The 14,750-nt window shown below is 44.2% G+C and carries 12 protein-coding genes; 5 read left to right on the plus strand and 7 right to left on the minus strand.

The features are described 5' to 3' along the window. Positions 1-3 precede the first annotated feature (3 nt). Positions 4-1,401 carry an MFS transporter gene (locus CPC19_RS00240; RefSeq protein ID WP_016390433.1) on the minus strand — a complete coding sequence of 466 codons (1,398 nt, stop codon included), beginning with the start codon at positions 1,399-1,401 and terminating at the stop codon, positions 4-6. A 68-nt stretch (positions 1,402-1,469) separates the two neighbouring features. Here CPC19_RS00240 and uvrA point away from each other — a divergent pair, with 68 nt between their 5' ends. Next, positions 1,470-4,310 carry an excinuclease ABC subunit UvrA gene (gene uvrA / locus CPC19_RS00245; protein WP_016390432.1) on the plus strand — a complete coding sequence of 947 codons (2,841 nt, stop codon included), beginning with the start codon at positions 1,470-1,472 and terminating at the stop codon, positions 4,308-4,310. 11 nt (positions 4,311-4,321) lie between these two features. Then, positions 4,322-5,227, plus strand: coding sequence for a bile acid:sodium symporter family protein (locus CPC19_RS00250; RefSeq protein WP_016390431.1), 906 nt, complete (start codon positions 4,322-4,324; stop codon positions 5,225-5,227). Between the two features lie 68 nt (positions 5,228-5,295). Here the strand turns inward: CPC19_RS00250 and CPC19_RS00255 are convergent, their stop codons facing one another. Both CPC19_RS00255 and CPC19_RS00260 read right to left on the minus strand, forming a co-directional pair. After that, on the minus strand, positions 5,296-6,108 hold the full coding sequence (locus CPC19_RS00255) for a substrate-binding domain-containing protein (RefSeq protein WP_015005039.1): 813 nt from the start codon (positions 6,106-6,108) through the stop codon (positions 5,296-5,298). Between the two features lie 71 nt (positions 6,109-6,179). Continuing rightward, a complete protein-coding gene (locus CPC19_RS00260) occupies positions 6,180-7,538 on the minus strand; it encodes an OprO/OprP family phosphate-selective porin (RefSeq protein WP_015005038.1) in 1,359 nt (452 codons plus the stop codon). Between the two features lie 207 nt (positions 7,539-7,745). On the opposite strand from CPC19_RS00260, the gene CPC19_RS00265 reads away from it, so the two are divergent. From CPC19_RS00265 to CPC19_RS00275, 3 genes are all read left to right on the plus strand, one after another. After that, the gene (locus tag CPC19_RS00265; protein WP_016390430.1) at positions 7,746-8,696 is read left to right on the plus strand and encodes a sigma-54-dependent Fis family transcriptional regulator; all 951 of its coding nucleotides are present in this window, start codon (positions 7,746-7,748) and stop codon (positions 8,694-8,696) included. 91 nt (positions 8,697-8,787) lie between these two features. Further along, positions 8,788-10,500 carry a proline--tRNA ligase gene (locus CPC19_RS00270; protein ID WP_016390429.1) on the plus strand — a complete coding sequence of 571 codons (1,713 nt, stop codon included), beginning with the start codon at positions 8,788-8,790 and terminating at the stop codon, positions 10,498-10,500. 10 nt (positions 10,501-10,510) lie between these two features. After that, positions 10,511-11,167 carry a thiopurine S-methyltransferase gene (locus CPC19_RS00275; RefSeq protein WP_016390428.1) on the plus strand — a complete coding sequence of 219 codons (657 nt, stop codon included), beginning with the start codon at positions 10,511-10,513 and terminating at the stop codon, positions 11,165-11,167. Between the two features lie 4 nt (positions 11,168-11,171). On the opposite strand, the gene CPC19_RS00280 is transcribed toward CPC19_RS00275, so the two are convergent. The 4 genes from CPC19_RS00280 to CPC19_RS00295 form a co-directional block, all read right to left on the minus strand. Continuing rightward, complete coding sequence (locus tag CPC19_RS00280; protein WP_015005034.1) at positions 11,172-11,357, minus strand: (2Fe-2S)-binding protein; 186 nt, start codon at positions 11,355-11,357, stop codon at positions 11,172-11,174. Beyond that, the gene (locus CPC19_RS00285) at positions 11,358-12,062 is read right to left on the minus strand and encodes an MBL fold metallo-hydrolase (protein WP_015005033.1); all 705 of its coding nucleotides are present in this window, start codon (positions 12,060-12,062) and stop codon (positions 11,358-11,360) included. It abuts the gene before it with no gap. A 23-nt stretch (positions 12,063-12,085) separates the two neighbouring features. Next, entirely contained in the window at positions 12,086-13,672 is a 1,587-nt protein-coding gene (locus CPC19_RS00290) for a peptide chain release factor 3 (protein ID WP_016390427.1), read from the minus strand. 163 nt (positions 13,673-13,835) lie between these two features. Then, positions 13,836-14,750, minus strand: coding sequence for a nucleotidyl transferase AbiEii/AbiGii toxin family protein (locus CPC19_RS00295; RefSeq protein ID WP_016390426.1), 915 nt, complete (start codon positions 14,748-14,750; stop codon positions 13,836-13,838).

A 14,750-nucleotide genomic window follows, 5' to 3' on the forward strand; every position in this document is an offset into this window, starting at 1 on the left:
GTCTCAGCCTGTTGCTTGATTAGTTGGGATGATTGCTTCTAGTGCCACCTCATCTAATAATTCATTATCGACCTTTAAATAAGCCGTTGAATCATCAACTGAAATACCAACATCTAGCACCCCTTTTACCGCTAATAGCTTATCAGTTATTTGCCGTGCCTGCTCGCTCGTTTCGATCTCCACATGTTTCAACAAACTACTCATATGACGTGGGGCCTTCATGCTTAGCGCCACTATAAACCAAATAAATAAAATCCCGCCACAGGCTAAAAACACGGAGGCTAAACCATAATTATTCCAGACTAGCCCGCCCATTAAACCACCACAAAAAGCGCCAAAAAATTGCGAGCTGGAATAAACGCCCATCGCGGTTCCTTTTCCGCCAGCAAACGCTATTTTAGAAATCAATGACGGCAAACTCGCCTCTAACAAATTAAATGCTGTGAAAAATACAAATAAAGAACCCAGCATGCCCCAAAGATGACCACTGAACAAATACAACCCGAGGCTAGCCAATGACAAGGCCGCTACAGCGCTAACGAAAACGACTTTCATCTTACGCTTTTTTTCTGCGAGGATAATAAAGGGTAGCATTGCCACTACCGATAACCCCAACACAGGCAAGTAAACCATCCAGTGGTGATCCGCAGCGATGCCCAGCTTCCCTCGTAAAACCAGTGGAAGCACAACAAACATAGCGGTCATCACTAAATGTAAGCAAAAAATACCAAAATCAAGACGTAATAGCTGCGTATCTTTTAACACCTTGCCCATCAAAGCAGGAATAGGTTCTGCATCTTTATGCACCGATAATTTTTTCGCGTCTGGCACAACGTTATGCAGAATAAATATACCCACCGTGGCCAAAATCGCTGTAAACCAGAAAATACCCTGCAAGCCAACAACCGATGCTAACAATGGCCCCAGTACCATCGCAATACCAAATGAGATACCAATGCTGATGCCTATCGTTGCCATTATTTTTGTCCGATTTTGCTCCAACGTTAAATCGGCCGCCAACGCCATAATTGCCGCAGCAACAGCGCCACTCCCCTGCAAAGCCCGGCCAAGAATAATGCCGTATATCGTTGTTGATAAGGCAGCGACAACGCTACCAGCTACAAACAATAATAAGCCAATCGTAATAATTTTTTTACGCCCAAAGCGGTCAGACATCAAGCCAAAAGGAATTTGCAATAACGCCTGCGTTAAACCATAAATACTAATCGACAAGCCCAGTAGCACCGGTGTTATTCCATTAAGGTGCTCGGTATACAAGGACATTACAGGTAAAATCATAAACAAGCCGAGCATGCGCATTGAAAAAATGCCCGCCAATCCTAAGCTTGCTCTTTTCTCTTGTTCACTCATTACTGATGGTTGGCTTGAAGAATCAGCCATAATTACTTTGCCTAGCCTTTAAAAAGACGGGTATATTAACAGGTTTGGTAATTTAATTAGATACGTAAATGGACACCATTCAAATTCGTGGCGCAAGAACCCACAACTTAAAAGATATTGATCTCGACCTGCCCCGAGACAAGCTGATTGTTATCACAGGTTTATCTGGTTCTGGCAAGTCTTCTTTAGCCTTTGACACGATTTATGCAGAGGGACAGCGTCGTTACGTCGAATCGCTATCCGCTTATGCTCGACAATTTTTATCGGTAATGGAAAAACCTGATGTCGACCATATTGAAGGCTTATCGCCAGCTATTTCTATTGAACAAAAATCTACCTCCCACAACCCACGTTCAACAGTCGGCACCATTACAGAAATTTACGATTACCTGCGCTTATTGTTCGCTAGAACAGGTATTCCACAATGTCCCGATCACGGTACATCACTAGAAGCGCAAACCACCACGCAAATGGTCGATGCTGTACTCGCCTTAGACCCAGAAAAACGCTGGATGCTACTAGCACCGGTGGTACAGGAACGTAAGGGTGAGCACTTTAATACCTTAAATGATCTACGTAACCAAGGTTTTATTCGCGCAAGAATTGATGGTGAAATTGTTGAATTAGACGATGCCCCACCTTTAGAGCTTAAGAAAAAGCACACCATTGAGGTCATCATTGACCGCTTTAAAATTCGCGATGATTTGTCCGTTAGATTGGCAGAATCTTTTGAAACGGCGTTAAAGCTCACCGAAGGTATCGCCGTCATCAGCAGCATGGATGACGATGAAGAAATTTTATTTTCATCGCGTTTTGCCTGCCCAACTTGTGGCTACAGCATTAGTGAATTAGAGCCTCGCTCTTTTTCCTTTAACAGTCCAAAGGGGGCTTGTTCAAGCTGTGATGGTTTAGGTATTACGCAATATATTGATGCTCAACAAGTGTTACATAGCCCTGATATTAGCCTTGCCGGTGGCGCCATCCGTGGCTGGGACAAGCGCAATATGTATTACTATCAAATGGTTATGTCGCTAGCCAAGCATTACCAATTTGATCCAGAAGAGCCCTTTAATTCATACCCAGAAGAAACCCAACATGCCATTTTATTTGGCAGTGGCGATGAGCCTATCAACTTTACAACGTTGAACAGCCGAGGCGAATCCATTAAACGCACACACCCTTTCGAAGGGGTCATTCATAGTATGGAGCGACGCTATCGTGAAACCGATTCAAACACCGTACGCGATGAACTGGCCAAATACTTATCAAGCAAGGCTTGCCCAGACTGCCAAGGCCAACGTTTAAATAAAGCCGCTCGCCATGTTTTTGTAGACACCCACACTTTACCATCAATCACAAACCTGTCTATTCGCCAATCTAGCGCCTTATTTTCCTCTTTAGAATTGGCTGGACACCGTGGCGAAATTGCTAAAAAAATCGTCAAAGAAATTAAGGCGCGTCTCGATTTCTTAATTAATGTCGGTTTAGATTACTTATCATTAGACCGAAGCGCAGACACCTTATCGGGTGGTGAAGCCCAACGAATACGCCTAGCCAGTCAAATTGGTGCTGGGCTTGTTGGCGTTATGTATGTATTAGACGAACCATCCATTGGTTTGCACCAGCGTGATAATCAACGTCTCATTAACACCCTGTTTCACTTGCGTGATATAGGCAATACCGTGATTGTAGTTGAACATGATGAAGACGCCGTTTTGGCAGCTGATCATGTGGTTGATATTGGTCCTAAAGCAGGTATTCATGGTGGTAACGTTATCGCTCAAGGCACGCCTGAGGAAATCATCAACGACCCTCTTTCCATCACCGGACAATATTTATCAGGCGCGCAATATATCGCTGTGCCCCAACAACGTCACCCCGTGGATGCCAGTAAAACACTGCGCATTAATAATGCACGCGCTAATAACCTAAAAAACATCAGTGTTGATATTCCCATCGGTTTATTTACCTGTGTTACTGGCGTATCTGGTTCGGGTAAGTCAACGCTTATTAACGAAACCTTGTACCCAACGGTTGCAAAAGTACTGAATAAATCATCCTTACCTATCGCCGCTAATGATGGTGTTGATGGCCTAGAACATATTGATAAGGTCGTTGATATCGATCAAAGCCCTATAGGGCGAACACCACGTTCAAACCCGGCTACCTACACTGGGCTCTTCACCCCCATTCGTGAACTGTTTGCAGCAACCCCAGAGGCGCGGTCACGCGGCTATACGCCTGGACGATTTAGCTTTAACGTAAAAGGTGGGCGCTGCGAGACCTGCAAAGGCGATGGCGTTATTAAAGTAGAAATGCACTTTCTTGCGGATGTTTACGTCAATTGTGAGAGCTGTAAAGGCCAGCGATACGGTCGAGAAACCTTGGAAATTCGCTACAAAGGTAAAACAATCCACGAAGTGCTCTCAATGACAGTTGAAGATGCTTGTGGCTTTTTTGATGCGATTCCAGTTGTATCAAAAAAACTCCGCACGTTGATGGATGTCGGGCTTGGCTATATTACCTTGGGGCAAAACGCTGTCACTTTATCGGGTGGTGAGGCTCAACGCGTCAAACTATCACGTGAACTATCAAAACGTGATACCGGAAAAACTCTCTACATTCTTGACGAACCGACTACCGGTTTGCACTTTGCTGATATACAGCAGTTACTTAGCGTTTTGCATACGCTTCGTGATCACGGCAATACCCTTGTGGTTATCGAACACAATCTAGATGTTATAAAAACAGCCGATTGGGTCATTGATATCGGCCCTGAAGGGGGAGATGGTGGCGGACAAGTGATTGCACAAGGCACACCTGAAGCGGTCACTCAATGTAATGAGTCTCATACAGGGTACTACCTAAAAGATTTCCTAAACAAGACTAACGATAGCCTATCGGCTTAGAAGGAATTACCTTGATTAACAAAGCCACTAAGCTTTTCCCCGTTTGGGCAATACTTTTATCAATTGTCGCCTACGCAATCCCTAGCTTATTTATACCCCTTAAACCTAGTCTCTTTTTCTTATTAGGTTTGGTAATGTTTGGCATGGGTATTAGCTTAAAAGCACATGATTTTTTACGTATTCTTAAATCACCTAAGCCTATTATCTTCGGCTTATTATTGCAGTTTCTCTGCATGCCTTTTTTTGCTTGGGGTATATCCACTTGGTTGCAATTACCCTTAGCGCTTGCCAGCGGCATGATACTGGTCGGCGCAAGCCCAGGCGGCACCGCCTCCAATGTTATTTGTTACTTAGCAAAAGGAAATGTTGCCCTATCGATCACGATCACCACTTTTTCAACCCTACTGGCGGTGATTGCAATGCCTGCCTTAAGCCTGCTCTACCTTGGTAAACAGGTTGATGTACCGGCCATGAAAATGCTTATGGATATTGTAAAGATTATTATTTTACCGGTCACAGCTGGCATCATAGTCAACCAACTTTTTGGTCGTTTTTTAAGCTCAACCAAGCAGGTTTTCCCATTGATATCTGTTTTTGCTATCGTGCTTATTATCGCCATTATCGTTGCACTCAACCAACCTCGTTTAGGCTCTATTGGGCTGTTATTAGTGGGCGCTGTTGCTCTGCATAACGTACTGGGCCTCTTCACCGGCTACTGGCTACCCCGAGCACTTGGTATGGATCGACAAACCTGCAAAACCCTAGCCATTGAAGTTGGTATGCAAAACTCCGGTCTTGCAGCGGCGCTGGCAGTTAAATACTTTGCTCCGCTTGCGGCACTGCCCGGCGCGCTGTTTTCCTTATGGCATAATTTAACTGGATCCCTACTTGCCTCTTATTGGTCTCGCGCTAAGTAATCAGGCATAAAAAAACGCCCTCTATTTTTATAAAGGGCGTTTATCGAGATTTTAATGGTCGTCGTTACTTACTCAGCATCTGGATAAAATAGCTGCTGCCCACCTTTACGAAAATCTGCAATAATCTCTTGGCCTCTTTTACTCGTAACAAACTGAATATATTTAATCGCTAAGTCATACCTTGAGCCCGGGTGTTTTTTTGGATTAACCGCCATCACATGGTATGGGTTGAATAAATTAACATCACCTTCAAACAACACCTTGAGGGAGATCTTATCGGCAAAAGCAATTTGCGTACCCCGGTCTGTTAAAGCGTAAGCTAGTTTTTCATTCGCTATATTAAGCACCGCGCCCATGCCTTGGCCGACATCGACATACCAGTCCCCACTGGGCGCAACACCGGCTTTCTTCCACAACAGTTTTTCTTTCTTATGTGTGCCCGAGTCATCACCTCTGGAAATAAAGCTAGCTTCTATTTCAGCAATACTACGCAAGGCCTCTTCAATTGTTTTAGAGGCTGCTATATTTGCAGGGTCACTGGTCGGGCCTACTATAACAAAGTCATTATGCATGACCGCCGAGCGATCAATGAAATCACCCGACTTGACGTAGTTCAATTCTGCCGCTGGTGCATGAGCAAACACAACATCAACATCACCTTGCGCCCCCATTGCCAATGCTTTACCAGTGCCTACAGCAATCACTTCAAGCTTAACATTGTGCTGGGTTTCAAAGACAGGGTTTAGCACCGCTAAAAGCCCCGAGTTTTCTGTGCTGGTTGTGGTCGACATTCTAAGAACATCCAATGCCGAACTGTTTGACGCAAACATCATCAGCGCGCCAACACCCATCAGCCAAAGTATTTTTACAATTTTTTTCATTATTTACCCGTTACTTATCCCGTTATAAAAAACAAGGGGCGACAAATGCGCCCCTTTGATGGCCTACCGCGTTAAAACGCCCATTGGCCACGAAGCTGCATAATATCTGCTTCTTCATTATCGTGCGCCCCACCTTCTACCTCTAGCACTTTAATATAGTTAGCAGAAAAACGTAAGCCCGCTACTGGGAACCAATTAAGGCCCAAAGTCACGTTGTCCATTTCACCACCGTTTATAGCGCCATCCATTAAATCAATGGTGCTATATCGTAACGCTAACTCCCATGCACCTATACCACCATTACCAAACGGGCTATTAGGCTTAACTGCTTTGAATTTTGCACCTTTATGCGTATATGGGCGTGTATCTTGTGTAAGGAACCAGCCTGTTTGTGCATACCAGCCATCAAATGTTAGGTCACTAGTTGTATCGCGTTCAAGCTGAGTACGAATATATTCGGCTTGGCCAGAAAACCTATTTTTAACAAGAGCTACTTCGGCACCTAATGTTAGATAGCTATCTACATCTAGCAACTTACCTGTATCCACAAAGTCCACTCCTGAGATGTTAGTTTCAGGCTGTTGTTTGAACTGAACCTCGCCTCCTCGTGTGCTGCGGTAATTTGCGGCCAAACCTAAATGAACCAACGAGCCTTTTTCATTAACTGGCATCCACGTAGAGCGCCCGCCTAACCCCCATCCCTCATCGTCTGAGCCACCATTTGTATTGGCTTTATCACCAAACACACCGAGCGCTGTTGTCCAATGTTTACGATCAATGCTACCCATAACGCCAATATGTCTACTCGCCGTAAAGGCATCAATTGAAGCTCTTTCGGTAAACTGCGTATTATTGTCGCTGATTTGATCTTGCAACATAAATGGGTCTCTAAAATGGCCGGCCTTAACGCTTAGCCCTTCAAAGTCAAACCCATTGTAACCAACCCAAATATCCGTAATCCCTTTTCGTGTATCACCTGTACCCGCAAAGTCATACTCAAACTTATAGAACCAATCTTTATTTACCGTGCCTTTAATATATAACCTTGCTCGACGTACTTTTGTACCATCGCCCAGCGTGCTACCCGCTGCCGAATCATCTTCTCCATACCAGGCAGAATCTAACTGCATGCGGCCACCAATTTGCGTGGTGAAGTTACCATCACGAGATTTAACAGCCAAGCCACCTTTATTAACATTTACTTCAACATTGGTTGCCTTATCGAGCCTTTCTTGAATGTCTTCAGTTTGCGCGATCGTTTTTTGCTCTGTTGCTTTTGCCTCAGCTAATACGCGTTGGTATTGCGCATCTGATATCGTGCCATTTTCATGCAGCAACATAAGTAGCGTTGTCAGTTCAGAGCCTGCATGAGCCGATACCGAGCCCCCCATAAAAACAGCGGCAGCTAACGCTAATTTATTTATTTTCATTGATTTTTCCTTATTATTGATTATCAAAATACCCGCTGGCATACAGCAAAACTAATGCCAGCGGGTTTGGCATACCATCAACTCATTGATTAATAAATAACTTTAAAAATTATCACTGAAACAAGCATAACAACGCACTAGACTTATGCGACACTTTGTCTCAATATAAAGAGACTTTTGACAGAATGTCTCACGACGCTATTTTCTATGACTACCCACAAATCATCGGCACTTCGTAAAGCCATTCGTGACCGCCACTCATTTTTTGGTAATAACCCACTTGTCGTTAAACTGTTGGACGACATTGATCGTGTCGCCACTAAAAACACACCTATTTTATTGGGCGGCGAAACGGGTACTGGTAAAAGCCTATTAGCTAGAAAAATTCATGACCTTAGCCAACGCAAAGGTCCCTTTGTATCTATTAACTGCGCAACCTTTAGTCAACACTTATTAGAAACCGAACTATTTGGTCACGCAAAAGGCGCCTTTACAGGTGCCAAAGACGCACGAAAAGGGCTAGTCGCCACTGCACAAAATGGCACATTATTTTTAGATGAAATTGGCGAGCTGCCGCTAGATTCGCAACCCAAGCTTTTACACCTTTTAGAAGAAAAAACCATTCGCCCCGTTGGCTCCGACAAAGAATATGACACCTCTGTCCGTATCGTTGCCGCCACAAATAAACGCCTTAAAGACCTGGTTAAGCAAGGCTTATTTAGGGCTGACTTATATTACCGTTTAAGTGTCGTTCCTTTTACTGCACCGCCACTGCGTGACCGCCCAGATGATATTGAAGCGCTCACTAGCACCTTTGTTTGCCAATTGTGTGAGGAACACGAATTAACCAGCCCTCACATTTCAACTGAGTCAATCAATGCCTTACAAGCTTATGACTGGCCCGGTAATATTCGTGAACTACGCAACCATATTGAACGCTCGTTACTGCTAAGCATCCCATTACATGAAACATTACCGGTGGCTGACACTGACTCAGCGACTACAAACAAGTACTGCTTAAAATCACTTGAAAAAGAGCATATTCTTAAAGTCATTAATGAGAGTAAAGGCAACAAATCTCAAGCCGCAAAAAGCCTGGGCATCTCTCGCCGCACGCTTGATAGAAAACTTAAACGCTGGGATCAAAAAGCTGCCTAACAATATCTTTTCTATCGCCACTAGGTAGTGGTCCTTTTTCAGCGTAAAATGTCTCGCTTCATGTGAACCTCATTAACCGAAGAAAATAACTATGCGTACTAGCCAATTCCCACTCAATACCGTTAAAGAAACCCCTTCAGATGCCGAAATCGTCAGTCATCAATTAATGATTCGCGCGGGGCTTGTTCGCAAGCTAGCAGCTGGTTTATACAATTGGCTCCCCCTTGGTGTTCGCATTCTGCAAAAAGCACAGCATATTGTTCGCGAAGAAATGAACAATGCTGGTGCGTTAGAAGTCTTAATGCCGGTTGTACAGCCGTCTGAACTTTGGCAAGAATCGGGGCGTTGGGAACAATACGGCCCTGAACTAGCTCGCTTAAATGACCGACATGGCCGTGAGTTTTGCTTAGGCCCAACACATGAAGAAATTATTACCGAACTGGCCCGTAACGAAATAAAGAGTTACAAGCAATTACCGATTAATTACTACCAAATACAAACTAAATTCCGTGATGAGATTCGGCCTCGTTTTGGCATTATGCGTTCACGCGAATTTATTATGAAAGATGCCTACTCGTTTCATATGGACGACGAGTCTTTGCAAGAAACCTATGACCGCATGTTTCAGGCCTACCATAATATTTTTACACGCCTTGGCCTAAATTTCCGCCCTGTATTGGCAGACACCGGCTCTATTGGTGGTAACGCCTCGCATGAGTTTCATGTACTGGCTGATTCTGGCGAAGACGCGATTGCCTTTTCTACTGAAAGCCAATACGCCGCTAATGTAGAAAAAGCCGAGGCATTAGCACCCACAGAGCCGCGCGCCGAGGCCACTGAACAGTTAGAAAAAGCACCTACCCCAGGCCAACGCAGCATTGAAGAAATCAGTAGTTTCTTAAACGTGAGCAGCGCACAGTGTTTAAAAACTTTATTGGTAAAAGGTGATGACGATGCTGTTGTGGCGCTTTTATTATGCGGCCACCACTCACTGAACGATATTAAAGCCGAAAAGTTAGACGGCGTAGCATCACCACTAACGATGGCTAGCGATGCTGAGATTTCACAAGCTGCTGGCTGTGATGCAGGCTATATCGGCCCCATTAATTTAAATGTACCTATGATTGTTGATCGTAGCGCAGCGGCTATGGCAAATTTCATTTGCGGCGCTAACGAAAATGACATGCACTACACAGGGGTAAACTGGGGCCGCGATTTAGCAGAACCCACTCGCATTGAAGATATTCGTCAAGTCGTCGAAGGGGATGCTAGCCCTGATGGACAAGGCACCCTGACTATTGCACGCGGCATTGAGGTTGGGCATATTTTTCAGTTAGGCACTAAATACAGCGAAGCGATGAATGCTTCTGTGCTAAACGAAAACGGCAAAAACCAAGTGATGACGATGGGTTGTTACGGTATAGGCATTACCCGCGTCATTGCAGCCGCTATTGAACAAAACCATGATGATAAAGGTATTATTTGGCCCGCTGCATTAGCTCCTTTCCAAGTTGCTTTATTACCGATGAATATGCATAAGTCTGAACGCCTAAAAGCAGCGGCTGAACAACTATACCTAGAGCTAAAAGAAGCGGGGTTTGATGTTTTATTTGATGATAGAAAAGTACGTCCCGGCTTTATGTTCTCAGACATGGAGCTTATTGGCATTCCTCACCGTATCGTGCTGGGCGATAAAGGCTTAGACAATGGCATGGTTGAATATCGTGCTAGAACAGACAGCGACAACCAAGACATACCCTTAGATCAAATTATCGCGCACCTAAAAACGGTCACTCAACAATAAACTAAACATTATGGACACTAACTTTTGGCATGAACGTTGGGCAAAAAGTGAAATTGGTTTTCACTTAAATGACGTTAACCCGTATCTTATCGAGCACTTTGCTGCACTCAAACCAAAAGCAAACGCCGCTGTTTTTGTGCCTTTGTGCGGCAAAAGCAAAGACCTTATCTGGTTAGCAGAACACGCCGAAAAAGTATTGGGCATTGAGTTAAGCAAAAAAGCCGTGGAGGACTTTTTCAAGGAAAACAATCTCACGCCTAGTATTACCCAGGGTGATCGCTTTTTAACGTATCGTTATGAAAATCTCACCATTATTTGCGGCGATTTATTCGAACTAACAGCCGACGACGTAGCTGCTTACCAGCTTGTTTACGATCGTGCGTCCTTGATTGCTTTTCCAGCGGATATGCGCGCCCGCTATGTCGAAAAACTAAATGAACTTTTACCTAATAAAACGCAGCGCCTACTCGTTACTGTTGACTACCCCCAACATGAAATGAGCGGCCCTCCCTTTTCGGTAACACCTGACGAAGTACAGCAACATTTCTCTGCGCGTTATGAGATTCAGTGCTTAGCATCTGAGGATATTTTAGAGCAATCAAAACGCTTCAAGGCCAAAGGCGTATCGCGCATGCTTGAACACGTTTTTTTGCTCATAGAAAAATAACCTTTTAGTCTACATCGAGCAGTTTTTCCACAATATAAACACACATGCCGCAGGCAACATTAACGCGTGTTTTTTCCCTTGCCTGCTCAAGTGTCTCGATATTGTCGGCCTTTATCCTTGTTAAAAAGTGCTTTTTGGTGACGCCCGTGCAGCTGCAAATCACATCATCATCTTTAAATTCATACGCCACTTAGTGATCGTGCCCACAGCCCGATTCTGGCTCTGCCTCATAAGGGCTCTTGCGTTTTGGCGTATTCATTCGGTATTGCACAAAATCTTGCAGGCTATGCTGATGCAAAAACGGGTTACCTTTTATTTGCTCTGCGATGGTTGATGTCTTTTTAACCGCATAATTATGCCCCGGCAGAATCGTCGTAGAACTTGGTAATTCCGTACGAATTTTATTCAAGGTTTTATACATTACTTCTGGGTCGCCGCCTGTGAAATCACAACGTCCACAACCAAAAACAAACATCGTATCGCCCGTTAACAAATCATCGCCTATTTGATAACACGCTGAACCGGGTGTATGCCCCGGCGTATGTAACACTTTAATACTGCTATCGCCCAACATAATTTCATCACCACCATAATGAATGCTCGGCGAGGCCGGGTGATCACCCCAAAAGTCAGCTTCTTGCTTTAACAAATGTACCTGCGCATCGTACTTATCCAGCACATCACCAATACCGTTAATATGGTCATGGTGACTATGGGTTAGCAGGATATCGGTAATCTCGACTCCTTTTTGCTTAGCCAACTCTATTACCTTAGGCACATCCCAAGCAGGATCTACCACCGCTGCTCGGTTAGTTTTGTGATCGTGAATCAGATAAATAAAGTTTTCTGCAGGGCCTAGTTCTAATGCTTCTATTGAATAGTTTTTTTCAGTCATCACTCACTCCTATCATTTATGTTTTACAGCTCGCGTGTCGCACTAAAGGTTATCTCTGGCCAGCGCTCTTGTGTTAACGATAGGTTAACTCGGCTTTTCGCTAAATATACCAAATAGCCACCGCCATCTTCTGCCAAACTATCGTGCGCTTTCTTCTTAAAATCTTCAAATTTTTTCGGGTCATCACAGCTCACCCAACGAGCCGTTGTAATAGGTGCATTATCATACACACACTCTACGTTATACTCACTTTTAAGGCGTTGCGCTGTCACTTCAAACTGAAGCACACCCACTGCACCTAAAATTAAGTCATTATTCCGTAGCGGTTTAAATAACTGCGTCGCACCTTCTTCGGTTAATTGCGTCAGGCCTTTTTGTAAAGCCTTCATACGTAGCGGGTCTTTCAAAACGGCTTTACGAAAAAGCTCTGGGGCAAAATAAGGAATACCACCAAATTTTAAAGCCTCACCTTGTGTAAACGTATCACCCACTTGAATGGTGCCATGATTATGCAGCCCAATGATGTCACCGGCAAAAGCCTGTTCTACGTTTTTCCGGCTATCCGCCTGAAACGTAATGGCATTACCAACCTGAATATTCTTCTTAATACGCACATGGTTTATTTTCATACCCTGTGAATACTCACCGGAACAAATACGCATAAAGGCTATTCGATCCCGGTGCGCTGGGTCCATATTGGCTTGAACCTTAAATACAAAACCGGAAAACTTATCTTCTTCTGGCAGCACTTCACGTTCAACGGCTTGTCTTGGTTGAGGGGCTGGCGCATATTCTGCAAACGCGTCAAGCAATTCACCCACACCAAAATTATTCACCGCCGAGCCAAAAAATACCGGCGTTTGTTTACCCGCTAAATAAGCGTCTATATCGAAAGGCGTACTGGCTTCTCGAACCAGTTCTAACTCCTCAAAAAAGTCTTCAAAATCATGGCCCATCAACTCCTTGAGCCCAGGGTTATCTAGCCCTTTAAATATTTCGCCAGTGGCAATTTTACCGCCATGCGTTGGGCTAAACACATGCACTTCATCTTTATAGATGTGGTAAACACCTTTAAAGCGCTTGCCCATGCCTATTGGCCATGTCATTGGCGCACATTGAATTTTCAACACCGATTCAACTTCATCAATAAGCTCTAAAGGATCCCTGCCTTCCCTGTCCAACTTATTAATAAAACTAATAATGGGCGTATCACGCAAACGACACACTTCCATTAATTTAATGGTTCTGGCTTCCACCCCTTTCGCACAATCGATGACCATCAACGCAGAATCAACCGCTGTTAATGTTCGATAGGTATCTTCAGAAAAATCCTCATGCCCAGGGGTATCGAGCAAGTTCAATAATTTTTCATTATGTTCAAACTGCATCACCGAGGTAGTAATCGAAATACCCCGCTCTTGCTCCATTTCCATCCAGTCAGATGTTGCGTGTCGTGAAGCTTTTCGCCCTTTAACTGACCCCGCAACCTGAATCGCGCCCCCGAACAACAACAGTTTTTCGGTCAGCGTTGTTTTACCCGCATCGGGGTGGGAGATGATAGCGAAAGTTCTTCGCTTATTGATTTCATTAAGAAAATCGGCGTTTGCCATGTATCTAAATTCCCGTTTTGTACAACTATTTGTACAAAAAAATAAAGTTAACTCTAAGCCCTGATCTTCAAGCAGATTGCCACGGCCTACAGCCAGCAAAACTTCCCATCAAAGCATTGAAAAATTTGAGCGCTATTCTAGCAAAATAACTAAGTACTATAAATCAAACACTCAGTACTTCTTTTAGCTTGTCTAACGCCAGCTTATGTTTGTCATCTGGCATTTTGGCCAGATTAATCTGTTTCCATTTAATGGCCGGAAGTTCACTTACATCATCAAGACCAAGCAACGCCCAATCCGGCTCACGGTTTTTAAACGACAGTAAAAAGCCTTTTTCACTATCGGTTAGCCCTTGGTGAATAAGCTCTACCAAACGCTCTCTCACGGCTACCAGCTCTTCAAGCGGTACGTCCGTCTCGGCCATATTTGCAAATTCACCTGCATAAATGGCCGATATATCTTTAAATTGCGGCCTTAACAATTCGGCCATAGGCCGATTGTGACTTGAGAGATAGATAATTAATGCTTTTCGTATCTCATCCGTCAGGCCTTCATTTTCCAAGAGCCACTTCACATCGAAGAGGTCTCTTGGGTGCTGCCTATCTAATGCCGCGCATATTTTGCCAGCATAAAGATCAGCTAATGCCACTACGGGCACTTCTGCATAACCAAATTCATCTTCTACAGCGGCGCATACTTCCATCAATTTCGGTTCGTAAACCGTGCCACGTAATACGGGCGATAACTCCACTTTAATCTGTACGCCATTACGGCCAACGATTAGTCTTAGCGCATCGCGCTTTGACTTGTATGCTTCGGTTAGCTCTACATCTTTAAACGCGGATTTTAAATCTGCGCTAATGGCATCTAATGCATCGATGATTTCCTGCAATGCCGCATCACGGCCTTTCATGGGCAGATAAACCAAATCAATATCAACCGACAAGCGCGGAAACTCTCTGACAAAGAGATTGATCGCCGTTCCGCCTTTAAGCGCGAAGCATTCCTGCTTGGCGACAAAGGGCAAAACCTGCATCAATAACTGCACTTGCTTGTAATAAATACTGTTTCTATCCAT

The sequence above is a fragment of the Cycloclasticus sp. PY97N genome, assembly GCF_002443175.1.
Classification (GTDB): domain Bacteria; phylum Pseudomonadota; class Gammaproteobacteria; order Methylococcales; family Cycloclasticaceae; genus Cycloclasticus; species Cycloclasticus pugetii.